Raw genomic sequence first — 25899 nt, 5'->3', positions numbered from 1 at the left:
GGTCGACGGCGCGCCGCGCTCGGCTGCGCCGGCGCCCGCCGCGGCCGCCGCGGCGGCGCGTGTGGCCGAGTCTCGCCCTGACCGACAGGACGCGGGGCACGCGGCCCGAGCGGTGTCGCCCGAGCCGGTTCTCGGGGACGCCGCAGCCGACGTGCCGGACGTGCGCGATGCCTCCCGGCAGGGCGGCCGCGAGCGGATCGCACGTCGCGGGTTCTTCGCGGGGGTGACCGCAGCGACCGTCGGGGTGATCGCGCTGACGGCTGGGCAGTCGTCGTCGCTCGCCGAACCGTTCAACGTCTTCGGCGCGCGCGCCCGCCACCGGGGGCCGAACAGCCTGCCGGTCAACCGCACCGCACGCGCGGCCGGTGTCCTCGCGACGGCGACCGCAGCCGACTGGTCGCTCACCGTCATCAACCGGTCCGAGACCCGCTCGTTCTCGCGCGCCGAACTCGTCGCGCTGGGCACGACGGAGGCCGACCTGCCGATCGCCTGTGTCGAGGGCTGGAGCCAGGTGGCCACGTGGAAGGGCGTCCGGATGCGGGACCTGCTGCGGGCCGTGCAGGCCGCGCCGGGTTCGCACGTGCGGGTGACGAGCCTCGAGCAGCACGGTGGGTACCGCGTGATGGACATGGGGCCCGAGTACGCGCAGGACCCGACGACCCTCGTCGCGCTCGAGCTGAACGGCGCGACGCTCGACCTGGACCACGGCTTCCCGGCGCGGATCATCGCGCCCGGTCGCCCCGGTGTCCTGCAGACCAAGTGGATCGAGAAGATCGAGGTGATCGCATGAGGGCCGCACGCATCGTCCTCGTCGTGGCCGGTGTCCTGGTCATCGCGTTCGGGGCGTACGTCCTCGTGACGACCGTCCGACCGTCCCACTTCGGCGGTCTCGCGACGTGGCTGCTCGCCGCGGTGGTGCTGCACGACGCGATCCTGTCGCCGTTCGTCGTGGGAGCGGGACTGCTCCTGCGCCGGGCCGGGCGCTCGCTGCGGACGTGGGTGCTCGTCGTCGTGCAGACCGCGATCGTGCTCGGGAGCGTGCTCGCACTCGTCGTGCTGCCGGAGATCGCCGCGAAGGCGCACGGGCAGAAGAACCCGACGGTGCTGCCGTTCGACTACGGCACCCGTCTGCTCGCGGTGGAGGGGGTGCTCGCGATCGTCGTGGTGGGCGTCCTGCTCGCGGGGGTCGTGCTCGGTCGCCGGGACCGTTCCCGGACATCCGCGCTCGCGCACACTGGTTAAAGAGACAACCATTCGGTAGGGTGTGCAGATGACCGACGAGACGCCCTGGCTCACGCGCGAGCAGCTGCGTGCCTGGATGAAGCTCGTCGCCGTCATGGAACTGCTGCCCGCGGCGCTCGACCAGCAGCTGCAGCGCGACTCGGACCTGACGCACTTCGACTACATGGTCATCGCGATGCTCTCCGAGACCGACTCCCGCACCCTGCGGATGTCGGCACTGGCCTCCGCGACGAACGCCTCGCTCCCGCGGCTGTCCCACGTGGTGTCCCGGCTCGAGAAGCGCGGGTTGGTGTCGCGGTGTCCGTCGGTCGACGATCGGCGCGCGACCGACGTGCGGCTCACCGACGCCGGCTACGCCACCATCGTCGATGCCGCGCCCGACCACGTCCGGACCGCGCGTCGCATGGTCATCGACGCGCTGACCGACGAGCAGGTCGCGCAGCTCGATGACATCACTGCGGCGCTCCTCACCCGGCTGGACCCGGAACGCCGGTTCGCGGCGCTGACCTACCCACCTGCCGACGACGACACCGCCATCTGCGAGGCACGGTTGACGGGGACCGCCACCGACTGACCCGGACCGGTGGGCAGCGTTCCCGCTGCAATAGGCTCGCGGCATGAACCAGCCCGTCGCGCCGTCCGACACGTACTCCTACCTCGGACCGGCCGGCACGTTCACCGAGGCGGCACTGAAGCTCGTCGAGGCCGCCGCCGGCAAGCCCTGGCGGAGTGTGAACAACGTCGGTGAGGCGCTCGACGACGTCATGAGCGGTCGGTCGGTCGGTGCGGTGATCGCGATCGAGAACAGCGTCGACGGCGGGGTCAGCGCCACGCAGGACGCCCTCGCCCGGATCCCCGGCGTCCGGATCGTGGGGGAGTACCTCGTCCCCGTCGACTTCGTGCTCGTCGCCCGCCCCGGGACGAAGCTCGCCGACGTCCGGACCGTGAACGCGCACCCGGTCGCCTACGCCCAGACCCACCGGTGGCTCGAGGCCAACGTCCGCGGGCACGGCCACATCCCGGCGTCGTCGAACGTCGCCGCGGCCGTCGCGCTGCTCGACGAGCACCCGGCCGCCGACGCGGCCGTCGCCCCGCCCGGCATCACCGACCACCACGACCTCGAGGTCCTGGCATCGTCGATCGGCGACAACGCCTCGGCGGTCACGCGGTTCGTGCTCGTCTCGAAGACCCTCTCGATCCCGGAACGCACCGGCGCGGACAAGACGAGCGTCATCGTCGAGCTGCCGAGCGAGCACCCGGGCGCCCTGGTCGACATGCTCGAGCAGTTCGCCACCCGCGGCATCAACATGGGGCTGCTGTCCTCGCGCCCGATCGGTGACGAGCTCGGACGGTACCGGTTCGTCATCGACCTGGACGGGCACGTGCGCGACGAGCGGGTCGCCGACGCGCTGCTCGGGCTGCGACGGTTCAGCCCGCGCGTGACGTTCCTCGGTTCGTACCCGCGGGCTGACGGGGTGCGGCCGGAGGTGCCGTCGCGCTACTCGGACGAGGCCTTCGTCGAGGCACGCGACTGGCTGCGCGCGATCGTCGCGGGTGAGCCCGCGCCGGCCTGACGCACACGCGCACGGGCGAGCGGGCTCAGCGGCTGCCGCGCCCGATCACGGGACGGCCGCCGTGCCCGATCACGGGACGGAGCGCGCTCCGTGCTTGTCGTCCTCGGGCCGCGGCTCCCGGACGGACAGCGACATCGGGTCGATGCGCGACCGGAAGGCCAGGACCTGGCCGATCGGGTCACCGTCGATCTCGAACTCGTCGGGCCGCTCGAGCCGAGCGGTGAACTCCTCCCCGCGCATGTACCGCAGCGGCCGCTCTTCGCGGGTCGCGGAGACGATCTTCTGGCCGACCGCGGTCTTGCCGAGGGTTGAGCGGCGGAACCAGCGCAGGATCCCGTTCTCGTAGAAGACGCGAGCACCGATGCGGGCCCAGCCGAAGAAGCCCTTCGGCCGCATCACCACGATGTCGAACAGTCCGTCGTCGATCTCGGCGTCGGGCAGCAGGATCGCGCCGGCCTGCAGCATCCCGCAGTTGCCGACGATGAGCGAGTGCGCCCGCAGCGAGCGGTTGTCCTGGGCGTCGAGGCGGTACCGGAAGTCGAACGCGTCGGCGTCGCGGACCGAACGGAACAGCGAGTCGACGTAGGCGAGCCACCCGACGCGCTTCTTCAGCTCGGGCTTCGTGTTGACGAGCATCCGTGCGTCGAGCCCGAGGCCCGCCATCACGAGGAACCCGAAGCGCTCGCGCTCGCCGTCCGGGCGCTCGATCTTCAGCGTGCCGAAGTCGATCTTCCGGTCCTGCCCCGCGAAGATCGTGCGCACGCTCGCGCCGAGGTCGTCGAGCGGCAGCTTCATGTTGCGGGCGAGCAGGTTGCCTGTGCCGCTCGGCAGGAGCGCGAGGGAGACGCCGGCTTCGTGGACGACCTCCGCGACCGCACGGACCGTCCCGTCACCACCGGCCGCGGCGACGACGTCGGCCCCGGCGGCGATGGCCTCGCGCGTCATGCCCCCGCCCGGGTCTTCCTCCGTCGTGGCGAACCAGAGGGTGTCCGACCAGCCGGCGGCACGCTGGTGCTCGGCGACGGTCGCCTGCAGCGTGGGCAGGTCCACCTTGATGGGGTTGTAGACCACGGCGGCGGTGCGCTGCTCGGTCACGAGGGCGTCCTCCGGCGTGGGCGCGGTCTCCGAGGGGGTCGACATGCCCACAACGGTACCGATCTCGCGCTGCGAGTGGGCGCGAGTCCGCGCATCTGTCGGTCTGGACCCTCGCCACCGGGACGGAGACGACGCGTCAGCGGCCACCGCCGTGTCGGACGGGAGGCGCGTGGCGGCCCCGCACCGCGCCTCCCGTCCGTCCGGCGCCTGGCACGCAACCGGCGTTGGCTAGGATGGCGCGGTGATCGACCCCCAGCTCCTGCGCGACAACCCGGACGTCATCAAGGCCTCGCAGGAGGCGCGACGCGCCTCCGTCGCCGTCGTCGACGAGGCCGTGGCCGCGGATGCGGCCCGGCGCAGCGCGATCACCGCGTTCGAGGCGCTCCGCGCCGAGCAGAACGCGTTCGGCAAGACCGTCGCGAAGGCCCCGAAGGACGAGAAGGCCGCGCTCGTGCAGCAGGCCCAGGCGCTCGCCGCGAAGGTCAAGGAAGCCCAGGCCACCGTCACCGCGGCCGAGGAGACCTTCAACACCATCGTCCGCGCGATCCCCAACGTGGTCCTGCCCGGCGTACCGGAAGGCGGCGAGGACGACTTCGTCACCCTGCGCACCGTGGGCACCAAGCCCGAGTTCGACTTCGAGCCGAAGGACCACGCCGACCTCGGCGAGCACCTCGGCATCATCGACATCCCGCGCGGCGTGAAGGTCTCCGGCTCGCGCTTCTACTTCCTGCGTGGCATGGGCGCCCGGCTCGAGATCGCGCTGATGTCGCTCGGCCTCGACCGCGCCGTCGCGGCCGGGTTCGAGCCGATGATCACCCCAACGCTCGTGCGCCCCGAGACGATGGCCGGCACCGGCTTCCTCGGCGAGCACGCGGCCGAGGTCTACCGGCTCGAAGCGGACGACCTGTACCTGACCGGCACGAGCGAGGTCGCGCTCGCCGGGTACCACTCCGACGAGATCCTCGACTTCGGAGCCGACGCGTACCGCTACGCTGGCTGGTCCACCTGCTACCGGCGCGAAGCCGGGTCGGCGGGCAAGGACAACCGCGGGATCCTCCGCGTGCACCAGTTCAACAAGCTCGAGATGTTCGCGTACGTGCACCCGGACCAGGCCGAAGCGGAGCACGAGCGGCTGCTGTCGTACCAGGAGCAGATGCTGCAGGACCTCGGGCTGCACTACCGCGTGATCGAGACCGCCGCGGGGGACCTCGGCACGAGCGCCGCGAAGAAGTACGACGTGGAGGCCTGGGTCCCGACGCAGGGCACCTTCCGCGAACTCACCTCGACGTCGAACTGCACCACGTTCCAGGCTCGCCGTCTCGACATCCGCTACCGCACGGAGAGCGGCAAGACCGCGCCCGTCGCGACACTGAACGGCACCCTCGCCACCACCCGCTGGATCGTCGCGATCCTCGAGACGCACCAGCAGGCCGACGGCTCGGTCGTCATCCCCGAGGTCCTGCGGCCGTACCTCGGCGGCGCCGAGGTGATCGAGCCCCGATGAGCACGCAGGAGCGGTTCGTCGACGGCTCGACGTCCGACGGCGGAGCCGAGGGCGCACCGGCGGCCCGGACGAAGCGGTGGCTCGTGGCGCTCGACATCGACGGCACCACCATGCGCGAGGACGGCGTCGTCACCGAGCCGGTCCTGGCTGCCGTCCGCGCTGCCGAGGCAGCCGGGCACGAGGTCATGCTCTCCACCGGGCGGAGCGAGGGCATGACCGTGCCCCTGCTCGACGGGCTCGGCATCGCGCCGAAGTACCTCGTCTGCGCGAACGGCGCGCTCACCCTGTGGCGTCGGCCGGACGGCTCCTACGAGCGCGTGCACGTCGAGACGTTCGACCCGACCGAGGTCCTCGGCACGATCCACGGGTCGCTCACCAACGCGGCCTTCGGGGTGGAGGACGAGACCGGGCACTTCCTGCTCTCCGGCAACTTCCCGGACGACGCCATGACGACCACCGGCGAGCACGTCCCGTTCGAGCGCCTGCTGCAGGTCGAGGCCACCCGGGTCGTCGTGATCTCGCCGGAGCACGGCCTCGAGGAGTTCCTGCAGATCGTCGAGGACATGGGGCTGCACAAGGTCTCCTACACGGTCGGCTGGACCGCCTGGCTCGACATCGCTCCGGAGGGCGTCACGAAGGCGACCGCGATGGAGCGGGTGCGTGAGTGGCTCGACATCCCGCGGTCCCGGGTGTTCGCCGCGGGCGACGGGCGCAACGACATCGACATGCTGCGGTGGGCGTCGACCTCGGGGCGGGGTGTCGTGATGGGGCAGGCTCCCGACGACGTGATCGACGCGGGCAACGAGGTCACCGGGAGCATCGCGGAGGACGGGTTGGCTGCGGCGCTGGATTCGCTGCCGCGCTGACGACTTCGGCGACGCGGGAGGGCGCGGCCGCTGCGTGTGACACAGCTCACGGGCGCACGTTCCGGTGGATGAAGTCGGCCATGCCGGGCACGGTGAACGCGAGGTAGCCGCGGTCCGGGGCGTAGATGTGGCCGTTCTTGATCAGTTCGTTCCGGGAGACCGAGAGGTCGCTCGTCCGGGACTTCCCGGTCCGCGCGACGAGGTCCTGGATCGCCGAGGGCTTCCCATCGTCGCTCGCCATCGCTTGCATCAGTTCGCGCTGCTTCGGAGTCGCCCGGTCCCACCGTGACTGGTAGAGGCCCTGGTCGACCTCGTCCCGGGCGGCGAGGACTCCTGCTGCGGCGGACTGGGCGTCGATGGAGTCCTCGACTGCTCGCGCATCCCACACGTGCTTGCCGCATGCCTGGGCGAAGTAGGGGTAGCCCTGGATCGCCTGGACCGCGAGCTCCAGGGCGTCCGCGGTCCAGCGCACCCCCGCTCGCTCAGTGGGATCCGTCAACGCGAGTCGGGTCTCCTCGTCGGTCAGGAGATCCAGTCGGCGGTAGTCGTAGAGCCGTTCGGCGTAGCTGGTCGCGTCCGCGAGCACGGACGGGAGGGACGGCAGCCCCGTTCCGACCAGGAAGACCGGAACCGGCCAAGCTTCCTGGCCGAGCGCGTGCAAGGCGAGATTGAGCGCGTTGAGATCGTCCTTCGGTGCCTCTTGCAGCTCGTCGATGGCGATGAGGAGGCCCTGACCGATCTCGCGGAACGCGAGCCCGGTCTCGCGGAGGAGATCCTCGAGATCACGCTCGAGGTCGCCGCTGTCGGCGACCCCCGGCGTCGGTTCCACCGCGAAGCCGAAGTTGTACGTTCCGCTCGGATCGACGCTCACCTGGAACGAGCGGAACGCGCCCAGAGCACCTTTGAACTTCTCCGTCACGGCAGCACCGAGCGAGAGCGTTCCGCGAAGCGCTGCGTGCAGCTGTCTGACCATGCCGTGCTGCAGGTTCCGGTTGCGAGTCGCTTCGAGTTTGACCACCGACCAGCGCCGGGAGTCCGTCGCCCGACGGGCGATCTCGTTCAGGAGGACTGTCTTTCCGACCCCCCGCAGTCCGGAGATGACGACGGGTCGTCCTCCCTCGGCGGAAGCGAGGGTCTCGGCGAGGGTCTGGTCGATGCTCGCGAGGAGCGGGTCTCGGCCCGCGAGGACAGGAGGAACGCGACCAGCACCGGGCTTGAACGGGTTCGTGACCATGGCTCCCACACGCATCAGGCTATATCAGTTCGTATAAGAGCAAGGCTTATAGGAACATATACATGTTCATCGGTGTCCTGCGCGGGCGTCAGCTGGACCGTGATGCCCCAAGGGTCTCCCGCTAGACTGCCGTCGATCCGGTGCGTCTCGAGCGTGGCCGGGTCGGGAGGGTTGTCCGAGCGGCCGATGGAGCCTGTCTTGAAAACAGGTGGGCAGCAATGTCTCGTGGGTTCGAATCCCACACCCTCCGCCAACGATCCCGCGAAGCCGTGGACGCTCCAGCGCAGGAGGAGTTCGCCTGCGGTGCGTGTCGGGGGAGCGACCTGGTCGGCGGCGCGGAGCCCTCAATCACCGCCGAGGATCGTGTTGACCCCCGCCGCGATGACCCCGAGGTCCGTCGCCACTGCCACGCAGTCGAACCCGCGCGCCCGCAGGTGCTCCGCACGCTCCCCGGTCCCGGCGAAGCCTCCGAGCATGACGCCCGCAGCGACGCCCGCGTGACGGATCCGCTCCAACGGCCCATCGGCGTCGCGGAGCAGCTCGTCGACATCGCGCCCGAGGGAGAGCGCCAGGTCGAACGGCCCGACGAACAGCAGGTCGACACCGGGGACGGACGCGATCGCCTCGACGGCGTCGAGTCCCCGCGCGGTCTCGATCATCACGGCGACCTGCGGGCGGGCCGACGTGGGGTCCGGGGGAGCAGCGCCCCAGAGCGGCGCGAGCGGGCCCCAGCTCCGCTCACCCCGGGGCGGGTAGTGCGCGGCCCGCACCACGAGTTCGGCCTGCGCCGCCGTCTCGACCTGCGGGACGATGACCGTGCTCGCACCGATGTCGAGCGCGTACCCGATCGCCGCGGCGTCGACCGCGCCGACCCGCACGGCGAACGGCCGCCCGGCACGGGCGAGTTCTCGTCCCGCTTCGGCCAGGGTGGCGCGGGTGTGGGGGCCGTGCTGCGCGTCCAGGGCGATCCAGTCCGCTGACGATCGGCCGAGCGCTGCGAGCACGACAGGGTCGGTCGTGGAGCACCAGATGCCGTTCGAGCCCGGACTCAGTGCGGGGGCGTGAGACCGGTCGGCAGCGGAGGGCGATGTCATGCCGGCCAGCCTGACACAGCGGTTCGGCGACCAGGGATCGGGAACACAGCGGTCAGCTGACACAGCACGCCGCCGGCCGGCCGGCGACGGACGGGAGGCCCGCCCCACCAGGCACGGCCGACCAGCCGCTGGCGCGTCTGCCCGGAACCTGCCAGCGTGGGCTGCGGTGCCAGCTGGCACCGCGCCTCCCGTCCGTCGATCTGCTCGCGCGCTCGACGCGACCGGTCAGGCGGAGGCGAGCGACGGGTAGAGCGCCTCGAGCGGGGCGCTCAGGCCGGCACGGACGTTGCGGCTGATCTCGTCGGCCAGCACCTCGTGTTCGCCCGCTTCGACCGCGTCCCAGATCGCGCGCACGATGTCCGCCGGGTCGGCCTTGTCGACGTCCAGGTCGGCGGTCATCCCGGTGTCCGTGTAGCCGAGGTGCGCGCCGACGACCTGCGTGCCTTGCGGCGCGAGCTCCAGGCGGAGGGAGTTCGTGAGTGACCAGAACGCCGCCTTCGACGCCGAGTAGCCGCCGCCGAGCGCGATCCAGCTCAGGACGGAGTGCACGTCGACGAGCGCGCCGCCCCCGTTGCCGCCGAGCACCGGGGCGAAGCCCTTCGCCACTCGCAGTGCACCGAACACGTTCGTCGCGAAGACGCGCTCGATGTCCTCGATGCTGGTCTCGAGGACCGGTCCGGCCCCGCCGATGCCCGCGTTGTTCACGACGATCGTCGCGTCCGCGGCCGCTGCGACCGCGGCGTCGACGCTCGCCTGGTCGGTCACGTCGAGCGCGAGGGGCACGATCCGGTCGTCGTCCCAGGTGCGCGGGGTGCGGGCGGTCGCGTAGACCTTCGCCGCACCGCGGTCGAGGGCCTGCTGCACGAACGCGGCGCCGAGGCCGCCGTTCGCTCCGGTGACGAGGACGGTGGATCCGGTGAGGTCGGTCATGGGGTGCTCCTGTTGGTCGAGTGTCGATCGAGGGTTGATCGCGTGTTGGGTACGGAAAGCGAACCTAGCACGTTGTGTCTGGATTCCGAACTCAGCTAGGCTGCGAGCATGCTCGGCATCCTCGGCGGCGACGACCGCTGCCCCATCGCGCGGTCCCTCGACGTCCTCGGCGAGAAGTGGACGCTGATGATCGTGCGGGACGCGCTCGCCGGATCGACCCGCTTCAGCCAGTTCCGGGACAGCCTCGGCATCCCACGTGAGGTGCTGACCGCGCGCCTGACGTCCCTGGTCGACGGAGGGGTCCTCGAGCGCACGACCTACAAGCCCGACGGGGGTCGAGCCCGCGAGGAGTACGTCCTGACCGAGGCCGGCCGCGACCTGTCGCTCGTCCTGCTCGCGCTCGGGGGATGGGCCGATCGGCACCGTCCGTCGGAGCGGCTGTCCGACCTGCTGATCGTGGACGGTGAGAGCGGCGAACTCGTCGAGGCCGCGGCGGTCGTGGCCGGGACCGACCGGGTCGTCCCGCGCGAGCGGTTGGTCGCCCGGCGGGGGGTCGCGTCGCTGGGCTGACGGGCGCCGCCGTGCGGGCCTGACGGACGGGAGGCGCGCTGCGGGCCCGCACCGTGCCTCCCGTCCGACGGGTGGGTGCGTCGGGGACGCGCGGTACGACGCGGTACGCGCACCCGAACCGAGTACGCACGTTTTTACCCATACCGCTCGCGATGCTGAGTGGTTCCGCGCGTAGTGGGCCATCCAGGAGCACCGGGTACGCGCGGTCCGACGAGGCACGCGCGATTCGACTGGCTACGCGCGATTCGGTTCGGTCGGCGCGTTGTCGCCCATACCGCTTGCGATGCTGAGTGGTTCCGCGCGTAGTGGGCCATCCAGAAGCACCGGGTACGCGCGGGAAGGCCGGGTACGCGCGATTCGACCGGGTACGCGCGATTCGGTCATGCACGCGCGGGTCGACCACAATGGTCTGGTGAGCATCGATCAGCAACTCGGGCGGCGTGACGCGATCCTCGCTGCAGCAGCCCGCGAGTTCGAGCGGGTGGGGTTCGCCTCCGCCACGATCGCGGCGATCGCTCGCGGAGCGGGGATCTCGCAGGGGTCCCTGCACTTCCACTTCCGCACCAAGGTCGCCATCGCGCTCGGCGTCATCGACGAGCAGAACGTCCGGACCTTCCGCGTCGTCAACCTCGCCGACAGCTCCCCGACCGCCGCACTGATCGCCGCGACCGGGCACTTCGGCGACCTGCTGCTCACCGACCCCGTCGTCCGTGCCGGCATCCGGCTGTCGCTCGAGCACGGGGAGTTCGCGGGGACGACCTCGGCGTCGTACGACCGGTGGATCGCGGGCATCGTCGACGTCTTCCGCCTCGCACTCGCGAGTGGTGAGCTCCGCACCGACCTGACCGCCGAGCAGCTCGGAGCGACGGTCGTGCCGTACTTCACGGGCGTGCAGCTCGTGTCGGACGTCCGCACCGGACGGCAGGACCTGTACGCCGCCCTCACCACGATGTGGCACGTCCTGTTGACGGCGATCGCCGATCCCGCGCACCGAGCACGACTGTTCGCCGTGGTGGCGAGCACCTTCGACGAACGGACTGCCCCCGATGGCAGCTGAGCGCGACGACCTCGGGGACCGGCTGCGGGTGCTCCCCGCTGAGCACCAGGACGTCCGAGCCCTGACGGCAGCCGGCTGGCGCGTCATCGCGCGGTCGTGGGCTGCGCAGCTCGACGCCGATCGGATCGACCGGGCGCGCCTCGGGGCGATGGTGGCACGGGTGGGTCCCGCGTTGGTGGTCCGCGAACTGGAGTCAGGGGACCTGCGGGCTGTCCTGGCGCTCGACGCAGCGACGGTCGGCGACTACCCGGGCAGCATCGCCACGCGACACTCCGCACTCACCGTGGACACTGCTTCCCTGCACCCGGGCCGCCGAGCGTTCGGCGCGTGGACGCCGGACGGAACGCTCATCGGGATGACCTTCGTGGACCGGAGCGGAGACGACGTCGAGACCGACTTCACCGTCGTCGCTGCCGCGTGGCGCGGCCGAGGGGTCGGGAGTGCGGTCAAGGCGGCGTCCGTGCTGGCATTGGCGGACGAGGGCGCGCGGCGCTTCCGCACCGGTGGGTCCTCGGAGAACGCCGCGAGCATCGGCGCGAGTGCCGCGCTCGGGTACGAACGCGACGAGGAGTGGGTGACGCTGGCACGCTCGTGACCCCTCTGCTCCGGGTCCGAGCAGGTGCCGGCAGGCGTCAGCGCTCGTGCAGCTCGCGGTCCCGGAACCACTTCAGGAGCCAGCCCGCACTCGTGCCGTCGAACGACGGCGGGAAGGCGACGTCAGGACCCAGGAACGGGCTGAACCCGGGCTCCTGCTCGACATCGGCGTCGTCCAGCGTGCGGTAGGCCATCGACCAGGCGTCGAACCGCCGGCGCTCGATGTCCTCGCGGATGAGCGACTTCACCTCGCCGTGCCGGGGGTCGCGGGAGATCGCGGCGAAGCGGTCGTCGACGCTGAACGCCGGTCCCTCGAGGAGCTGCATGAACCGGTCGCCCTTGACGAGCAGCAGACCGGAGACGCCGAGCGCCTCGTTCCGCAGTCGCGACCCGCGCAGGAGTTCCGCGAGGTCGTCGGCGTCGAACGGCTGCGTCGCGCGACTCATGTAGACGATGGAGACGAGCACGAGACCATCCTGCCTCACGACGTCGCGGGGGCGAACTGCTGTCCCTCCGACGCGGCGGCCGGTGCACGCGTCGCGGGAGCCGCGAGGAACGCGAGGACGAGCAGGGCTGCGGGTACGAGCATCGCCAGCTGCAGTCCGAGGTGCTCGCCGAGGAACCCGAGCAACGGGGGACCGGCCAGGAACGCGATGTACCCGGCGGTCGCCACGGTGGAGACCCGTCGGTCCCCGTCCGTGGGGTGGTCGCCGGCCGCCGAGATCGCCAGGGGGAACCCGAGCGCGATGCCGAGGCCCCACACCCCGGCCGCCACCGCGGTGAGCGTCGGCGTCGGCGCGACCACGACGAGCAGCACGCCGACCAGCCCGACCGCCGCGCACACGCGGATCACCGGAGCGCGACCGAACCGGGCGACGAACGGCGTGCCGATCGACCGCCCGACGAGCATCGCCAGGGCGAAGCCGGTGAACACCAGGGAGCCGGTGACCTCCGGAGCGTCGTGTCCGGTCGTCATGAGCAGCGGGAGCCAGTCGCTCGCCGCGCCCTCGGCGAAGGCCATCGCGAGCGTGATCAGGGCGATGAGCAGCACCTGCACGGTGAGCACCGATCGCGCGCGCGGTGCACGGCGCTCCTCGCGTTCGGGAGGCGTCACCGGGGCCCCGGCCCCGGCCGCGGCCCCGGCTCCGGCGCGGTGCAACGGCCGCAGCATGACGGCGGCGGCGGACGCCAGCGCTGCCATGACGCCGGCCGCGACGAGCAGGTGCACCATCACCGGCACCCCGAGACCGGTCATCGCGATGCCCGCCGCGCCGCCCACGACGCTGCCGAGGCTGAAGCAGGCGTGCAGGACGGGCACCACCGGGCGCGAGATCGCTCGTTCGACGGCCGCGGCCTCGACGTTCAACCCGATCTCGGCCGCTCCCGCCCCGAAGCCGATCAGGAAGAGTCCGGCCCAGACCCCCGCACCCAGTTGCGCGGGCGCGAGGAGGGCGACGAGGAGCATCCCGACGACCGGGAGCACGCCGCCCAGGACGACCAGCGGTCGCGTTCCGATGCGTCGGACGAGGGCTCCGGCACCGAGGATGCCGAGCATCGACCCGACGGAGAGTCCGAGCAGCACGATGCCCATCACCTCGATGGACGCGCCGAGCTCCGACCGGACCGCCGGCGTGCGGGTGATCCAGGACGCGATCCCGAACCCGGTGATGGTCGAGGTCGCGAACAGAGCCGCTCGGTGGCGCCGGAACATGTCCCCATCAGAACGTTTCAACGCGATCCCGTCAAGGGTGCGCCTAGGATCGAGCGCATGGCGACCGTCCTCCTCGTCCGGCACGGGCGCACCACCGCGAACGCGACCGGTGTCCTCGCCGGGCGCACCGCCGGGGTCGCTCTCGACCAGGTCGGGCGCGACCAAGCCGCCCGGACCGCCGAGCGCATCGCCGCGGTGCCGCTCGTCGCGGTCGTCTCCAGCCCGCTCGAGCGGTGCCGGCAGACCTCCCGCGCGATCACCGAGCGCCAGACGGGCGACCCCGCCATGAGCATCGAGCGCGCCATCACCGAGTGCGACTACGGCGAATGGCAGGGGCGGAAGCTCGCCGACCTGTCGAAGGAACCCCTCTGGCGCACCGTGCAGGCCAACCCGAGTGCGGTCGTGTTCCCCGGCGGCGAGTCGATGCATGGCATGCAGTCCCGCGCGGTCGCCGCGATCCGCCGCATCGACGCCGAGATCGAAGCCGCGCACGGACCGACGGCAGTGTGGGTCGCGGTGAGCCACGGGGACGTCATCAAGTCCGTGCTCGCGGACGCCCTCGGCATGCACCTCGACCTGTTCCAGCGCATCGGAGTGGGCCCGGCCTCGGTGTCGATCGTCCGGTACGGCGAACACCGTCCCGAGGTCGTCGCCACGAACACCGAGTCCGGGGACCTCTCGTGGTTGGCAGCCGCGTCGGCCCCCTCGGCGGACGCAGTGGTCGGCGGCGGTGCCGGGCACATCGTCCCGGAGACGCAGTCCGGCGGCCCGGCTGAGGACCGGCCCTGAGCGGTCGGAGCCGCCCGCTCCTAGACTGCCGGTATGCCCAGCATCGTCCACGGCTTCGACTGGCCGGATCGCCTCGTCGTCGGCACCATCGGCCGTCCGGGCGATCGCGCCTTCTACATCCAAGCTCGTGACGGCAAGCGCGTCACGAGCGTCGCGCTCGAGAAGGAACAGACGGCGGTCCTGGCGGACAAGATCGACGAGCTCCTGGACGAGGTCGCGACCGTCGACGACAACCGGTTCAGCGTCCCGCCGACCGTGCCGAAGGAACTGCGCGACGGCGACCCGCTCGACCAGCCGGTCGAGCCCGAGTTCCGCGCCGGCGCCCTGAGCCTGGGGTTCGACCCCGCCACCGCGCAGGTGGTCATCGAGGCCTACCCCATCGAGGACGACCTCGAGATCATCGCGGAGGAGACCGGCGACGACGGCGAGCTCGAAGCCGTCGTCGAGATCCCCGAACCCGCGGAGCTCTTCCAGGTCAAGATCCCCGTCGGCACCGCGCGCGCGTTCGTGGAGCGCACCCGCGAGATCGTCGGAGCCGGCCGACCGACGTGCCCGAACTGCGGTCGCGCGATCGACCCGGACGGGCACGACTGCGACCAGCCGCCCGAGTTCGACTGACGCACGGGTGCCGATGAACCTCAGCATCACGGCGCGGATCCGCGAGGCGTCCAACGCGACCTTCCTGGCGGACCTGGACGGTGAGAGCGTCGTCTACAAGCCGGTCGAGGGGGAGCGCCCGCTGTGGGACTTCCCGGACGGCACCCTGGCCGGCCGCGAGGTCGCTGCCTACCTGGTGTCCGAGGCCTTCGGCTGGAACGTCGTGCCGCCGACCTGGCTGGGCGACGGCCCGTTCGGACCGGGCATGCTCCAACGGTGGCAGGACGTCGACCCGGACCAGGACGCCGTCGACGTGGTGCCCGCGGACGACGACGACACCGCGTCCGGCGACGAGGGGCGTGCGGACGGGATGCTCCCGGTCCTCGACGCGATCGACGAGCGGGACCGGCCCGTGACGCTCGTCCACGAGGACACCGAAGCGCTCCGCCGGATGGCCGTCTTCGACGTGGTGGTGAACAACGCGGACCGCAAGGGCGGGCACGTGCTGGCGATGCCCGACGGGCACCGGTACGGGGTCGACCACGGTCTGACGTTCCACGTCGAGCACAAGCTCCGCACCGTCTTGTGGGGCTGGATCGGTGAACCGCTGACGCCCGACGAACTCGAGGGGATCGACCGGGTCACCGAGGCGCTCGACGGCGAGCTGGGTGCCGCCCTCGACGAGCACCTCACCGTCGACGAGATCGCCACGCTGCGGGCGCGGTGCACCGCGCTGCGCGCCGTCGGCATCTTCCCGCCGCCGCCGGGGAACGGCCCGGCCGTCCCCTGGCCGCTCTTCTGACGGGAGGCGCGTCCCACGCCCGCCGCACCGGCGAGCGTGGTCCGTGGGTCGGGCCGAGCGGTCGGAGGTCCGAGCGGTCGGAGGGCCGGGCGGTCAGGCAGCCAGCACGGCTGTTCGCTCGGGTCCGGCTAGGTCGTCCAGTCGTCGCGGAACAGGGTCCCCCGACGCGAGCCGAGGTACGAGCCCACGACGGCGACACCGAGGTCGTCGTTCTCCGGCGCGACCACCGTGCCGTCCACGCGCTTCGCCATCGCGTCCACGAACCGGGCGAGCCCGGGGTCGTCGCCCAATCGGAAGAAGGTCGTCTGGGCACCGAGTCGACCGGCGTTCTCGAGTTCCCGGACCGAGAGCGCGATCGTGATCGGATCCGGCGGGTAGTTGAACCACACCTGCCCGTTCGCCTCGAGGTGGGACGTCGGTTCGCCGTCGGTCACGATGAGCAGCACCGGCTGTGCGTTCGGGTGCTTCCGGAAGTGCCGGTTCGCCAGCAGCAGCGCGTGGTGCAGGTTCGTGCCCTTGTCCCACATTGCATCCAGGCCGACGAGCTGCTCGATGTCCATGACCTCGGCTTCCCGGCCGAAGGCGATGAGCTGCAGGTCATCCCCGCGGAACCGGGTCGACACCAGGGTGTGCAGGGCGAGGGCCGTGCGCTTCATCGGGACCCAGCGGTCCTCCATCGCCATCGAGAACGACGTGTCGACGAGCAGCGCGACGCACGCCTGCGTCCGGTCCTCGGTCTCCTGGACCTCGACGTCCTCGATCGTGAGCCGCACGCCGGGGCCGCTCCGTCCGGACGCAGCCCTGCGCGTCAGGGCGTTCGTGATCGACCGCGTGACGTCCCACGGCTCGGTGTCGCCGTACTCCCACGGTCGGGTCGATCCCGACAGGTCACCGGCGGCCCCCGCACGACGGAGGTCGCGTGCGCCCTGCCTGCCGGACATCCGCTCGGCGACGTCCCGCAGCAGGCTCTTGCCGAGCTGCCGCATGGCGCGCGGGGTCAACCGGAGCTGGCCGTCCGACCCGCGTCGCACCGTGCCGGAGCTCCGCAGCGCCTTCTCGAGCTGCTGCAGGGTCTTCGCGTCCACGGCCGCCTCGTCGCCGAGCTGCCGGGCGAGTGCGTCGAGATCGAGGTCGTCGAGGTCGGAGCCGGGTCCGGTCTGGGCGAGCTGTTCCGCCAGCGAGTCGAGGTCGGCGATGTCCTGGAACACGCCGGTGCCGTCCCCGAGGCCGAGCCCCTGCTCGCCCTCCATCCGCTCGGAGCCGCCCCAGTCCTCGCCGGGACGCATCGCACGGAGGTTCGCGTCGAGCTGACCGAGCTGGCCCATCAGGTCCGGGGACCCGAACGCCTGCTGCGCGAGCGCGTCCAGCTCGTCCCGCTGCTCCTGGGTCATCGAGTTCCGCATCCGCTGGGCCGCCGCGGCACGGGCGGCCAGGTCGTCGAGCAGTTCCTCGACGTTCGCGGGGTTCGACGGGAAGTACTGCCCGTGCTGCTGCATGAACGCGTCGAACTGTTCGGGGGTGTCCTCGCCGCGTCGGTGGGCGTCGAGCAGGGCGTTCAGGTCCCGCATCATGTCCGCGACCTGCTGGCGGTCTTCGTCGGTCGCGCCCTCGAGCGCCTGCTTCATGCCCGCGAAGCGCTGGTCGAGTACCTCGCGCCCGAGCAGGTCCTTGATCTCGTCGTACTTCGCTCGCGCGGTCGGGCTCTTCCAGTCGTAGCCGGCGAGCTCCTGCACGGCCGCCGCCGGCGACGGGGGGAGGCTGTCGAGCTGCATCTCCGCCAGGGCGCGGTCGCCGTCGTCGAGCTCGGTGTCCCGCGCGAGTTGACCGCGTTCGGCGAGGACGGCTTCGTCGAGGAGCTCCTTGACCTGCTGCAGGGTGCCGTCGAGGTTGTTCCGGCTCGTCAGCTCGCGCCGTCGTTCGGCGACCCGACGCATCAGGTCGTCGAGGCCACGCTGCGTCTGGCCACCGCGGCGGAGGAACTCGCGGAGCGCACGCTCGGGGGAGGTACCGCCCATGACGTCCTCGCCGATGGCGTCGAGCGCCTCGGACAGGTCGACCGGGGGAGCGAGCGGGTCCGGGCCGTCGGTGTAGCGCCCGTAGCGGGCGTCCCGCGCCAGCCGCCGGTTCTGCCTAGCCATAGACGGCCTCACCGCCACCCGACTCCTTGCTGATGCGCCGAGCCAGGAACAGGCCCTCGAGCGCGAGTTCGATCGCGCCCGCGCGCTCGCCGTCGTTCGTCGCGCCGAGCCGCTCGCACACCTGGTCGTACAGGTCGGACTCGCCGATGGACGGCAGGCCCTCGAGGAAGGCACGGGCGCTCACCTGCTCGCCCGTCGTCACCATCGTGCCGCCGTCGAGCGCCTCCACGAGCACACCGAAGTCGAGGCCGCGGAACCGGGAGCGGACGGTCTCCGCCGTGGCTGTCCGGAGCAGGTGCTCGAGGACCTCGTCGGCGCGGTCTTCCTCCCCGTTCTCGAACTCGATCTTGCCGCCGAGCACGTCGACCGCGGTCTCGAGGTCGATCGGCCGCGCGACCGCGTCGGTCTCGCCCTGGCGGGCTGCTCGGTGCACGGCCGCGGCCGACACCGTCTCGGCGCCGGCGATCGCGAAGCGTGCGCTGACGCCGCTCCGCTGGTCGACGGCGCTCGAGGCGCGGAGGGCCCGCGTGAACCGCGCGAGGATCTCGATGAGCGCATCCGGCACGTCGGCGGTGAGATGGGCCTCCTGTCGGATGACGGCGATCTCGTCGTCGAGCTCGATGGGGTAGTGGGTGCGGATCTCGGCGCCGAAGCGGTCCTTCAGCGGCGTGATGATCCGGCCACGGTTCGTGTAGTCCTCGGGGTTCGCGCTCGCCACGATCAGGACGTCGAGCGGGAGCCGGAGGACGTACCCGCGGATCTGGACGTCGCGCTCCTCCATCACGTTCAGCATCGCCACCTGGATGCGCTCGGCCAGGTCGGGGAGCTCGTTGATCGCGACGATGCCGCGGTGCCCGCGGGGGACCAGGCCGAAGTGGATCGTCTCGGGGTCACCGAGGCTCCGTCCTTCCGCGACCTTCATCGGGTCGACGTCGCCGATCAGGTCGGCGACGCTCGTGTCCGGGGTGGCGAGCTTCTCGACGTACCGGTCGTCGCGGTGGCGCCACGCGATGGGCAGGGCATCCCCGAGCTCTTCGGCCCGTCGGATGCTGGCACTCGTGATGGGCTCGTACGGGTGCTCGCCGAGTTCGGACCCCTCGATCACCGGCGTCCACTCGTCGAGCAGGCCCTGCAGCGTGCGGAGGATGCGCGTCTTGCCCTGGCCGCGCTCGCCGAGCAGGACGACGTCGTGACCGGCGATCAGTGCGCGCTCCAGCTGCGGGATCACGGTGGTGGCGAAGCCGTGCAGGCCGGGCCACGGGTCACGGCCCTCGCGGAGGGCACCGAGCAGGTTGTCCCGGATCTCGGTACGGATCGACTTCTGGACGTGGCCGGAGGCGCGGAGCTCACCGACCGTTCGGATCGAAGGGCGGGTCACGGGCGCAACGGTACGCCTCACCGGTGACGGTGGCCGACCATGCTGCGGACGGGAGGCGCGGGGCGGCGCCGCCACGCGCCTCCAGGCCGGGTCGTGGACCCGGAGCAGGGCGATGAGCGCATTCCGGGAACCGGTCGGGTGACGCGGGCGTACGTTCTGCGCGTGGGGCCGGCAGCGGGGCTGGCCGAGTGAGGAGCGATGCGTGATGTCGAGCGCCAGCGGAACCGTGAAGAGCCTCGTCCCGGCGAGGATGGACCGATTACCGTGGACACGATTCCACTGGAGCGTCGTCGTCGGCCTCGGGGTGTCCTGGGTGCTCGACGGTCTCGAGATCCAGATCGTGTCCAACGCCGGCTTCAAGGCAGACCTCGGGCTGAGCAACCAGGACGTGGCCTCGCTCGGCAGCATCTACCTGTTCGGCCAGGTCATCGGCGCCCTGGTCTTCGGGCGGATGTCCGACCGGCTCGGTCGCCGGAAGCTCTTCATCCTGACGCTCGCCATCTACCTGGTCGGTTCCGGCATCGCCGGTCTCGCGCAGGACTTCTGGTTCCTGGCCGCGTTCCGGTTCGTCGCGGGTCTCGGCATCGGCGGCGAGTACGCGGCGATCAACTCGGCGATCGACGAGCTCATCCCCGCGAAGTACCGCGGGCACGTGGACATCGCCATCAACGGCACCTACTGGGGCGGTGCCGCGATCGGCGCCTTCGCGAACATCTACCTGCTCGACACCGCGCACTTCGCGGAGAACATCGGGTGGCGCATCGGGTTCTTCCTCGGGCCGGTGCTCGGCATCGCGATCATCTTCCTGCGACGGCACATCCCCGAGAGTCCTCGATGGCTGATGACGCACGGACGCGAGGAGGAGGCCGACGCCACGGTCACCCGCATCGAGCAGCAGGTCGAGAAGTCGACCGGGAAGCGCCTGCCCGAGGTCGATCCGTCGAAGGCGATGTCGATCACGCCGACCGACAAGATCGGCTTCCGGGAGATCGCGGGCGTGCTGATCAAGCAGTACCCCACGCGCACGCTCGTGGGTGCCACGATGATGATCACGCAGGCGTTCCTCTACAACGCGATCTTCTTCACCTACGCGCTGGTGCTCACGAACTTCTTCGGGCTGAAGACCGCGCAGACGTCCGTGTACTTCTTCCCGTTCGCGATCGGCAACCTGCTCGGCCCGTTGATCCTCGGTCGGTTCTTCGACACGTGGGGCCGACGGCAGATGATCTTCCTGACGTACCTGGTGTCGGGGCTGGTGCTCGCGACCTCGGCGTTCCTGTTCCGCGCCGACGCGATCAACGCCACGGTGCAGGTCGTCTTCTGGTGCGTGTCGTTCTTCTTCGCATCCGCCGGGGCGTCGAGCGCGTACCTGACGGTGAGCGAGATCTTCCCGCTCGAGCTCCGGTCGCAGGCGATCTCGTACTTCTTCGCGCTGGCGCAGATCTTCGGTGCGATCGCGCCGCTCATCTACGGTGCGCTGATCGGGCACGGGACCTCGCGGGAACCGCTGTTCTGGGGGTACCTGCTCGGCTCCGCCGTGATGATCGGGGGTGGCGTCGTCGCGCTGATCTTCGGCGTCGATGCGGCGCGGAAGGGGTTGGAGGACGTGACGCAACCACTCTCGGTGATCACCGGACAGAAGGACCCGGTCGCGAAGTAGTATTTCGTATTCGGAGTGTTTAGCGCCGACCGGGCGGGGGTGTCATCGTCCTGGCATGGCACTCCTCCACAGCGCGTCGATCGCGCCAGAAACCCACGGGCGGTCCGCCGCCGACCGATCGGGACCAGCTCGTGCGTGAGTCTGTCGCCATGCAACGCACTGCGACCCCGAACCGGCCCGGCGGCGGCCGCGCGAGCCGCATCGAGCCCCTCGTCGTCCGGCGCAGTCTGCTTCGTGACGCCGTGTTCCTCCGTCTGCTCGAGAACGTCCTGCGCGGGGACTACCGTCGCGGTCAGCGGCTCCGGCTCGACGGCCTGGCCGAGGACATGGGGGTCTCGCGCACACCGGTCCGTGAAGCCCTGGTGCCGCTCGAGACGCTCAAGCTCGTGTCGGTCCAGCGGTACGTCGGGGTCGTCGTCTCGCAGTGGTCGGTGGAGCAGATGACCGAGCGACTGCGGATCGCGAAGCGCATGCTCGACGACCCGCCGTCCACCGGCTCTCCGTCCGCTGACCGGTTCGAGGGGTTCTGGCTGCAGGACTGCGCGACCGAGGCCGGTGCCTTCGTGGAACTCGGGGCCTGGTACCTGCGGCGGCGTGGTGCGGTCATCAGTGCGGACTGGTTGGTGGCGCAGCGTGCGGTGCTCGACATGTTCTTCACGGACGACGTCGCGATCGCGAACGGCATCGATGCGGTGGTGGACCGCCGCGGGCGAACGGCGATGGTGGCACGGGCGTGCGCTGCGGCGGAGCGTGACGAGCTCGACGGGTGTGCGGCGGCGTTGAGCGAGTTGGCGACGGCGCTCATCACGCTGCCGGATCGGTTCCGGGTCGCGGCCTCGGCCTGAGCTGGTCCGCGGCGGGTCGCGTCGCGGAGGTCGGGCCCCCTCCGGTCGCGCTGCGTCGCGGAGGTCGGGCCCCCTCCGGTCGCGCTGCGTCGCGGTGGTCGGGCACGCTCCGGTCGCGCTGCGTCGCGGTGGTCGGGCACGCTCCGGTCGCGCTGCGTCGCGGTCGTCGGGCCGATTTCGCACGGGCCGTTCCCCGGGGCGGGCGCCGCACGATCGGGCGCGCCGAGCCCGCCAGCCGGGGAACGACGTCGGGTGCTGTGTCGCGACTGACGGGGGATGAGCCCCGGAATGTGATCGCCGCGTCCCGATGATGCTACGGATCGGGGTACGCGTCGACAACCCCCAAGTGTCCCCACTTGTGCGGACCGGATAGTGGTCGGCGAAGTGTGTCGGGCGGGCGGCGCAGGTCGAGAGCGGGGCCGTCCTCCTGTATGGTGGTCGCAGCGCTCGCGAGAGTGCTTGGAGACGTCGCATAGTCCGGCCGAGTGCACCACCCTGCTAAGGTGGAGTCCCCTTTAGGGGACCGAGGGTTCAAATCCCTCCGTCTCCGCACTGGTCGAAACCCCGGTCCTGATGGACCGGGGTTTCGTCGTTCCGGGGGTTGGTTGCCGGGCGGGCGGTCGGGGCGGCTGCTCGAGGTGTCCCGCCTGTCCAGCACGCCCCCGTCTGGTCAGGACGCCCCCGTCCGGTCGGGACGCCGCGTGTGCGTCGAGACGCCGTGACCTGCCGAGAACGCCCCCGTCTGCTCGGGACGCCTCGTTGTCGTCGAGACGCCGCAGTGTTCGGCGGCGTCTCGGCGTCTTCGCGGCGTGTGGGTGCCGACGGCGGCGTCTCGGCGTCTTCGCGGCGTGTGGGTGCCGACGGCGGCGTGTCGGCGAGACGCCGTGACCTGCCGAGAACGCCCCCGTCTGCGCCGGACGCCTCATTGTCGTCGAGACGCCGCGCTGTTCGGCGGCGTCTCGGCGTGTTCGCGGCGTGTGGGTGCCGACGGCGGCGTCTGGGTGAGACGCCGTGACGTGCCGAGAACGCCCCCGTCTACTCGGGACGCCTCGTTGTCGTCGAGACGCCGCAGTGTTCGGCGGCGTCTCGGCATCTTCGGGGCGTGTGGGCGCCGACGGCGGCGTGTGGGCGAGACGCCGTCACGCGCCGACGACGCCCCCGTCCCACCTCGCCACGTCACACCGCCGCGATGCCGCCAGTCGTCCCTGCTCCGCCGCGCACCGATCGAGCGCGCCGGGCACCACGAGCGGCCACGAGCGTCAACACGACCGCGGCGAGCGTGATGCCCGCGCCGGCCCAGATCGGTGACGTGTAGCCCAGCCCGGCGGCGATCGTCAGCCCACCGATCCACGCCCCGAGGGCATTGCCGAGGTTGAACGCGGCGATGTTCGCGCCACTGGCCAGGGTCGGCGCGTGATCGGCGTACTGCATCACACGGGTCTGCAGTGCCGGCACGGTCCCGAATCCGAACGCGCCCATGAGGACGAGCGCGATCACGGTCAGCACGGGAGAGGTGGCCACGAGGGCGAACGCGCCGAGCACCACCGTGAGCACCGAGAGCACCACGAGCAGGGTGCCGTCGATCGAACGGGAGGCTGCCTTGCCGCCCACGAAGTTCCCGACGAAGAGTCCGACGCCGAAGACCACGAGCAACCACGGCACGGCGCTGGCGTCGAACCCCGACACCGAGGTCAGGGTGTACGCGATGTACGTGAAGGCGCCGAACATGCCGCCGTACCCGAGCACCGTCACGCCGAGCGACAACCACACCTGCCCGGAACGGAACGCGGTCAGCTCCCGACGCAGCGACGGCTGCTCGACCGGTGCACAGTCGGCGCTTCCCGGGCCGTCGACAGCGGGCACCAGGACGAGGACGCCCACGAGCGCGATGATCCCGATCACCACGATCGCCCAGAAGGTGGAGCGCCACCCGAGCGCCTGCCCGAGGAACGTACCGAACGGCACGCCCAGCACGTTGGAGGCGGTGAGCCCGGTGAACATGAGCGCAACGGCAGACGCGCGCTTCGACCGCTCGACCATGTTCGACGCCACGACAGACCCGATGCCGAAGAATGCCCCGTGGCACAACGCGGCGATCACTCGACCCAGCATCATGACGCCGTACTCGGGCGCGATGGCCGACAACGTGTTCCCGATCACGAACAGGACCAGGAGGCCGACGAGCACCGGCTTCCGGGGGAGTCGTGTCGTGGCGGCGGTGAGTCCGAGCGCGCCGACGATGACGGCGAGTGCGTACCCGGTGACGAGCCAGCCCGCGGTCGTCTCGGTCACGCCGTAGTCGGCTGCGATCTCGGGGAGGAGTCCGGTGATGACGAACTCCGTGAGCCCGATCCCGAACCCCCCGAGTGCGAGGGCGATGAGTCCCGCTGGCATGGTGGTCCCTTCTGCGTGGTCGTCGGTCTGACCGGGCTGTCTGCGCGGTTGTCCGAGATGTGGTGGGCGACGTACGCTGGTAGTTGCACACGCCGGGTATCGATAGTTGCACACGCGGGATATCCGCGCAAGCAACCAACGCCTCTCGGGTACGCCTGCGCACCGAATGGAGGAAGCATGTCCGTCGACGACACGTCCGTCGCCGTCCGCGCCCACGGGTGGCGGACGCTCGCCGCACTGCACGGCCTGATCGAGACGCAGCTCGAGCGCGCGCTCCGTGCGGTCGACCTGTCCGTCGTGGAGTACACGGTGCTCGATGCCCTCCGCCGACAGGACGGCTTCCACATGCGCATGCAGCAACTCGCGCGGGCGGCGGCGCTCAGCCCGAGCGCGACGACCCGTCTCGTCAACCGGCTCGAGGAACGGGCGCTCCTGACCCGGGTGCTCTGCGCGGACGACCGACGCGGCCTCTACACGGAGCTCACGCACGCCGGTCAGGCGCTGCTCGACCGGGCGACCCCGGTGCACGCCCGCGCGCTCGAAGCCGCCCTCGCCGAAGCACGGGCTGTCCCGGAACTCGAAGACCTCGCCGTCGCCGTCGAACGACTCGAGGAAGCGCGCGTCTGACGCGCACCACCCGGACTGGAGGCGCGACCCGCCTCCGCCGCACGGTACCGTGACCGCATGGTGCGTCCGGTCCTCTCCCTCGTGACCGCCACGCTCGCGATCGCCGCAGTCCTCAGTGGATGCGCCTCCGGATCGTCGCCTGCGGAGGCCCGACCCGCGCGGCTCGCGGTGGAGGCCTACGTCGAACCCGGCGGCGACGCGACGGCCCGGGTCACCGATGCTGCCCACCGTTCGACGACCATCGGGATCGATGGTGTGACCATCGCCGAGGACGGCGCATCGCTCAACCCCGTGCCGTCCGGGGTCAGTGCGCTCGCCCGCCGTGCGTCGACCGGGGGAGCGACCCCGGAGCTGCTCGTCAGCAACTACTCCGATGTGCTCGGCGACTTCTCGCCCGAGATCGGGACCGCGCTGCTCGGCAGCGCTGCCCACCGGAAGCGCGTGGCGACGGACCTCGCAGCGCTCGCAGCGACGCAGCACACGTCGGGCGTGCAGATCGACCTGGAATCACTCCGCGAGGACGACCGGGCGGGGCTCGTCGCCTTCGCGGCCGAGGTCCGGACCGCCGTGCACGACCGCCTCGGCAAGCGTGCGCCGGTGTCGATGGCGGTGATGGCCTCCACGGACGCCGCCGGCTACCGGGACACCGGGTACGACCTCCGCGCGCTCACCGCGAACGTGGACCGGTTCGTGCTGATGACCTACGACGAGCACGGCCCGTGGAGCGACCCGGGAACGATCGGGTCGCTGCCCTGGACGAAGCGCGTCATCGCCGCCGCCGAGGGCCAGGGTCTCCCCGCGAGCCGGATCGACCTGGGGATCGCGGGGTACGGCTACGTGTGGGGCGGTCACGGCGATGCGCAACTCACTCCGACCGCGGCGCAGAAAGCGGCCGGTGCCGCCGCGAGGTGGTCTGCCCCCTCGGGTGAGTGGTGGGCGAAGTTGGCCGACGGGCGCGAGCTGCACTGGTCCGACGCCCGCTCCTACCGGGAGCGCGTGGCACTCGCGCGGACGCTCGGGCTGCACGGCGTCGCGCTCTGGTCGCTCAACCTGATGCCCTTGCCGGCCTGACCACCCCTTCGCCGCCGGCGGCCCTCCGTGCGCGACGCCCCCGTCGATACGAGACGCGCCCGTCGACGCGAGACGCCGCCCGTAGCCCGGGGTGTTGCGAGGTGGCGCCCCCGTTTCGGTGAGACGC

The 25899-nt window shown here is 71.3% G+C and carries 25 protein-coding genes and 2 tRNA genes; 18 read left to right on the top strand and 9 right to left on the bottom strand.

Annotated features, from left to right (window positions below; translation table 11 throughout):
• From J7E22_RS14175 to pheA, 4 genes are all read left to right on the top strand, one after another.
• Positions 1-790: molybdopterin-dependent oxidoreductase (locus tag J7E22_RS14175; RefSeq protein ID WP_214982453.1), on the top strand; the 790-nt coding region annotated here is incomplete at its 5' end.
• Positions 787-1242 (top strand): hypothetical protein, encoded by a 456-nt coding sequence (locus tag J7E22_RS14170; protein WP_214982452.1) that lies wholly within the window; start codon positions 787-789, stop codon positions 1240-1242. The genes J7E22_RS14175 and J7E22_RS14170, both read left to right, overlap by 4 nt.
• A 28-nt stretch (positions 1243-1270) precedes the next feature.
• Positions 1271-1816 carry a MarR family winged helix-turn-helix transcriptional regulator gene (locus J7E22_RS14165; RefSeq protein WP_214982451.1) on the top strand — a complete coding sequence of 182 codons (546 nt, stop codon included), beginning with the start codon at positions 1271-1273 and terminating at the stop codon, positions 1814-1816.
• 43 nt (positions 1817-1859) lie between these two features.
• The gene (pheA, locus tag J7E22_RS14160) at positions 1860-2816 is read left to right on the top strand and encodes a prephenate dehydratase (RefSeq protein WP_214982450.1); all 957 of its coding nucleotides are present in this window, start codon (positions 1860-1862) and stop codon (positions 2814-2816) included.
• Positions 2817-2885: 69 nt separating this feature from the next.
• On the opposite strand, the gene J7E22_RS14155 is transcribed toward pheA, so the two are convergent.
• A complete protein-coding gene (locus J7E22_RS14155; RefSeq protein ID WP_214982449.1) occupies positions 2886-3956 on the bottom strand; it encodes a diacylglycerol kinase family protein in 1071 nt (356 codons plus the stop codon).
• A gap of 196 nt (positions 3957-4152) precedes the next feature.
• Between J7E22_RS14155 and serS the strand changes: the two genes are divergently transcribed.
• Together serS and J7E22_RS14145 are read left to right on the top strand one after the other, a co-directional pair.
• Positions 4153-5415 carry a serine--tRNA ligase gene (serS, locus tag J7E22_RS14150; protein ID WP_214982448.1) on the top strand — a complete coding sequence of 421 codons (1263 nt, stop codon included), beginning with the start codon at positions 4153-4155 and terminating at the stop codon, positions 5413-5415.
• Complete coding sequence (locus J7E22_RS14145; protein WP_214982447.1) at positions 5412-6281, top strand: HAD family hydrolase; 870 nt, start codon at positions 5412-5414, stop codon at positions 6279-6281. The genes serS and J7E22_RS14145 overlap by 4 nt, the downstream gene beginning before the upstream one ends.
• 46 nt (positions 6282-6327) lie before the next feature.
• Here the strand turns inward: J7E22_RS14145 and J7E22_RS14140 are convergent, their stop codons facing one another.
• Complete coding sequence (locus J7E22_RS14140; RefSeq protein WP_251009186.1) at positions 6328-7515, bottom strand: ATP-binding protein; 1188 nt, start codon at positions 7513-7515, stop codon at positions 6328-6330.
• 165 nt (positions 7516-7680) lie between these two features.
• On the opposite strand from J7E22_RS14140, the gene J7E22_RS14135 reads away from it, so the two are divergent.
• Positions 7681-7768: transfer RNA gene (locus tag J7E22_RS14135), tRNA-Ser, on the top strand.
• A gap of 91 nt (positions 7769-7859) precedes the next feature.
• On the opposite strand, the gene J7E22_RS14130 is transcribed toward J7E22_RS14135, so the two are convergent.
• Together J7E22_RS14130 and J7E22_RS14125 are read right to left on the bottom strand one after the other, a co-directional pair.
• Positions 7860-8609, bottom strand: coding sequence for an HpcH/HpaI aldolase/citrate lyase family protein (locus J7E22_RS14130; protein ID WP_214982445.1), 750 nt, complete (start codon positions 8607-8609; stop codon positions 7860-7862).
• Between the two features lie 225 nt (positions 8610-8834).
• Complete coding sequence (locus tag J7E22_RS14125; RefSeq protein WP_214982444.1) at positions 8835-9539, bottom strand: SDR family oxidoreductase; 705 nt, start codon at positions 9537-9539, stop codon at positions 8835-8837.
• Between the two features lie 108 nt (positions 9540-9647).
• Between J7E22_RS14125 and J7E22_RS14120 the strand changes: the two genes are divergently transcribed.
• From J7E22_RS14120 to J7E22_RS14110, 3 genes are all read left to right on the top strand, one after another.
• Entirely contained in the window at positions 9648-10109 is a 462-nt protein-coding gene (locus J7E22_RS14120; RefSeq protein WP_251009119.1) for a helix-turn-helix domain-containing protein, read from the top strand.
• A 412-nt stretch (positions 10110-10521) separates the two neighbouring features.
• Complete coding sequence (locus tag J7E22_RS14115; protein ID WP_214982443.1) at positions 10522-11166, top strand: TetR/AcrR family transcriptional regulator; 645 nt, start codon at positions 10522-10524, stop codon at positions 11164-11166.
• Positions 11156-11761: a GNAT family N-acetyltransferase gene (locus J7E22_RS14110; protein ID WP_214982442.1), complete on the top strand. Its 606-nt coding sequence runs from the start codon at positions 11156-11158 to the stop codon at positions 11759-11761. Before J7E22_RS14115 ends, J7E22_RS14110 begins: the two co-directional genes overlap by 11 nt.
• A 37-nt stretch (positions 11762-11798) precedes the next feature.
• On the opposite strand, the gene J7E22_RS14105 is transcribed toward J7E22_RS14110, so the two are convergent.
• Positions 11799-12227: a BLUF domain-containing protein gene (locus J7E22_RS14105; protein WP_214982441.1), complete on the bottom strand. Its 429-nt coding sequence runs from the start codon at positions 12225-12227 to the stop codon at positions 11799-11801.
• 14 nt (positions 12228-12241) lie between these two features.
• Positions 12242-13471: an MFS transporter gene (locus tag J7E22_RS14100; protein ID WP_214982440.1), complete on the bottom strand. Its 1230-nt coding sequence runs from the start codon at positions 13469-13471 to the stop codon at positions 12242-12244.
• A gap of 57 nt (positions 13472-13528) precedes the next feature.
• Here J7E22_RS14100 and J7E22_RS14095 point away from each other — a divergent pair, with 57 nt between their 5' ends.
• From J7E22_RS14095 to J7E22_RS14085, 3 genes are read left to right on the top strand one after another with little or no spacing between them, the layout of a single operon-like run.
• Positions 13529-14260: a histidine phosphatase family protein gene (locus tag J7E22_RS14095; protein WP_214982439.1), complete on the top strand. Its 732-nt coding sequence runs from the start codon at positions 13529-13531 to the stop codon at positions 14258-14260.
• A gap of 33 nt (positions 14261-14293) precedes the next feature.
• On the top strand, positions 14294-14878 hold the full coding sequence (locus J7E22_RS14090) for a DUF3090 domain-containing protein (protein WP_214982438.1): 585 nt from the start codon (positions 14294-14296) through the stop codon (positions 14876-14878).
• A gap of 13 nt (positions 14879-14891) precedes the next feature.
• Positions 14892-15659 (top strand): SCO1664 family protein, encoded by a 768-nt coding sequence (locus J7E22_RS14085; protein WP_214982437.1) that lies wholly within the window; start codon positions 14892-14894, stop codon positions 15657-15659.
• 128 nt (positions 15660-15787) lie between these two features.
• Here the strand turns inward: J7E22_RS14085 and J7E22_RS14080 are convergent, their stop codons facing one another.
• Positions 15788-17797 (bottom strand): VWA domain-containing protein, encoded by a 2010-nt coding sequence (locus tag J7E22_RS14080; RefSeq protein ID WP_214982436.1) that lies wholly within the window; start codon positions 17795-17797, stop codon positions 15788-15790.
• On the bottom strand, positions 17790-19175 hold the full coding sequence (locus J7E22_RS14075; protein ID WP_214982435.1) for a magnesium chelatase: 1386 nt from the start codon (positions 19173-19175) through the stop codon (positions 17790-17792). The genes J7E22_RS14080 and J7E22_RS14075 overlap by 8 nt, the downstream gene beginning before the upstream one ends.
• 250 nt (positions 19176-19425) lie before the next feature.
• Here J7E22_RS14075 and J7E22_RS14070 point away from each other — a divergent pair, with 250 nt between their 5' ends.
• From J7E22_RS14070 to J7E22_RS14060, 3 genes are all read left to right on the top strand, one after another.
• Positions 19426-20835, top strand: coding sequence for an MFS transporter (locus J7E22_RS14070; RefSeq protein ID WP_214982434.1), 1410 nt, complete (start codon positions 19426-19428; stop codon positions 20833-20835).
• A 149-nt stretch (positions 20836-20984) separates the two neighbouring features.
• Positions 20985-21680: a GntR family transcriptional regulator gene (locus J7E22_RS14065; RefSeq protein WP_214982433.1), complete on the top strand. Its 696-nt coding sequence runs from the start codon at positions 20985-20987 to the stop codon at positions 21678-21680.
• A gap of 461 nt (positions 21681-22141) precedes the next feature.
• Positions 22142-22230: transfer RNA gene (locus J7E22_RS14060), tRNA-Ser, on the top strand.
• A 626-nt stretch (positions 22231-22856) separates the two neighbouring features.
• Here the strand turns inward: J7E22_RS14060 and J7E22_RS14055 are convergent.
• Entirely contained in the window at positions 22857-24074 is a 1218-nt protein-coding gene (locus J7E22_RS14055; RefSeq protein ID WP_214982432.1) for an MFS transporter, read from the bottom strand.
• Positions 24075-24251: 177 nt separating this feature from the next.
• On the opposite strand from J7E22_RS14055, the gene J7E22_RS14050 reads away from it, so the two are divergent.
• Both J7E22_RS14050 and J7E22_RS14045 read left to right on the top strand, forming a co-directional pair.
• Positions 24252-24701, top strand: a complete 450-nt coding sequence (locus J7E22_RS14050; protein ID WP_214982431.1) for a MarR family winged helix-turn-helix transcriptional regulator — start codon at positions 24252-24254, stop codon at positions 24699-24701.
• Positions 24702-24758: 57 nt separating this feature from the next.
• A complete protein-coding gene (locus tag J7E22_RS14045) occupies positions 24759-25772 on the top strand; it encodes a glycosyl hydrolase family 18 protein (RefSeq protein WP_214982430.1) in 1014 nt (337 codons plus the stop codon).
• Positions 25773-25899: the final 127 nt, after the last annotated feature.

It is taken from the genome of Curtobacterium sp. ISL-83, assembly GCF_018613895.1.
Lineage (GTDB): Bacteria > Actinomycetota > Actinomycetes > Actinomycetales > Microbacteriaceae > Curtobacterium.
This window is presented reverse-complemented; position numbering and strand designations above follow the sequence as displayed.

Excerpts from the sequence above, each read along its gene's own strand:
- J7E22_RS14170 (WP_214982452.1), top strand. The coding sequence starts at position 787 with ATGAGGGCCGCACGCATCGTCCTCGTCGTGGCCGGTGTCCTGGTCATC.
- J7E22_RS14165 (WP_214982451.1), top strand. The coding sequence starts at position 1,271 with ATGACCGACGAGACGCCCTGGCTCACGCGCGAGCAGCTGCGTGCCTGG.
- pheA (WP_214982450.1), top strand. The coding sequence starts at position 1,860 with ATGAACCAGCCCGTCGCGCCGTCCGACACGTACTCCTACCTCGGACCG.
- J7E22_RS14155 (WP_214982449.1), bottom strand. The coding sequence starts at position 3,956 with ATGTCGACCCCCTCGGAGACCGCGCCCACGCCGGAGGACGCCCTCGTG.
- J7E22_RS14145 (WP_214982447.1), top strand. The coding sequence starts at position 5,412 with ATGAGCACGCAGGAGCGGTTCGTCGACGGCTCGACGTCCGACGGCGGA.
- J7E22_RS14140 (WP_251009186.1), bottom strand. The coding sequence starts at position 7,515 with ATGGTCACGAACCCGTTCAAGCCCGGTGCTGGTCGCGTTCCTCCTGTC.
- J7E22_RS14130 (WP_214982445.1), bottom strand. The coding sequence starts at position 8,609 with ATGACATCGCCCTCCGCTGCCGACCGGTCTCACGCCCCCGCACTGAGT.
- J7E22_RS14125 (WP_214982444.1), bottom strand. The coding sequence starts at position 9,539 with ATGACCGACCTCACCGGATCCACCGTCCTCGTCACCGGAGCGAACGGC.
- J7E22_RS14120 (WP_251009119.1), top strand. The coding sequence starts at position 9,648 with ATGCTCGGCATCCTCGGCGGCGACGACCGCTGCCCCATCGCGCGGTCC.
- J7E22_RS14110 (WP_214982442.1), top strand. The coding sequence starts at position 11,156 with ATGGCAGCTGAGCGCGACGACCTCGGGGACCGGCTGCGGGTGCTCCCC.
- J7E22_RS14100 (WP_214982440.1), bottom strand. The coding sequence starts at position 13,471 with ATGTTCCGGCGCCACCGAGCGGCTCTGTTCGCGACCTCGACCATCACC.
- J7E22_RS14095 (WP_214982439.1), top strand. The coding sequence starts at position 13,529 with ATGGCGACCGTCCTCCTCGTCCGGCACGGGCGCACCACCGCGAACGCG.
- J7E22_RS14090 (WP_214982438.1), top strand. The coding sequence starts at position 14,294 with ATGCCCAGCATCGTCCACGGCTTCGACTGGCCGGATCGCCTCGTCGTC.
- J7E22_RS14085 (WP_214982437.1), top strand. The coding sequence starts at position 14,892 with ATGAACCTCAGCATCACGGCGCGGATCCGCGAGGCGTCCAACGCGACC.
- J7E22_RS14080 (WP_214982436.1), bottom strand. The coding sequence starts at position 17,797 with ATGGCTAGGCAGAACCGGCGGCTGGCGCGGGACGCCCGCTACGGGCGC.
- J7E22_RS14070 (WP_214982434.1), top strand. The coding sequence starts at position 19,426 with ATGGACCGATTACCGTGGACACGATTCCACTGGAGCGTCGTCGTCGGC.
- J7E22_RS14065 (WP_214982433.1), top strand. The coding sequence starts at position 20,985 with ATGCAACGCACTGCGACCCCGAACCGGCCCGGCGGCGGCCGCGCGAGC.
- J7E22_RS14055 (WP_214982432.1), bottom strand. The coding sequence starts at position 24,074 with ATGCCAGCGGGACTCATCGCCCTCGCACTCGGGGGGTTCGGGATCGGG.
- J7E22_RS14050 (WP_214982431.1), top strand. The coding sequence starts at position 24,252 with ATGTCCGTCGACGACACGTCCGTCGCCGTCCGCGCCCACGGGTGGCGG.
- J7E22_RS14045 (WP_214982430.1), top strand. The coding sequence starts at position 24,759 with ATGGTGCGTCCGGTCCTCTCCCTCGTGACCGCCACGCTCGCGATCGCC.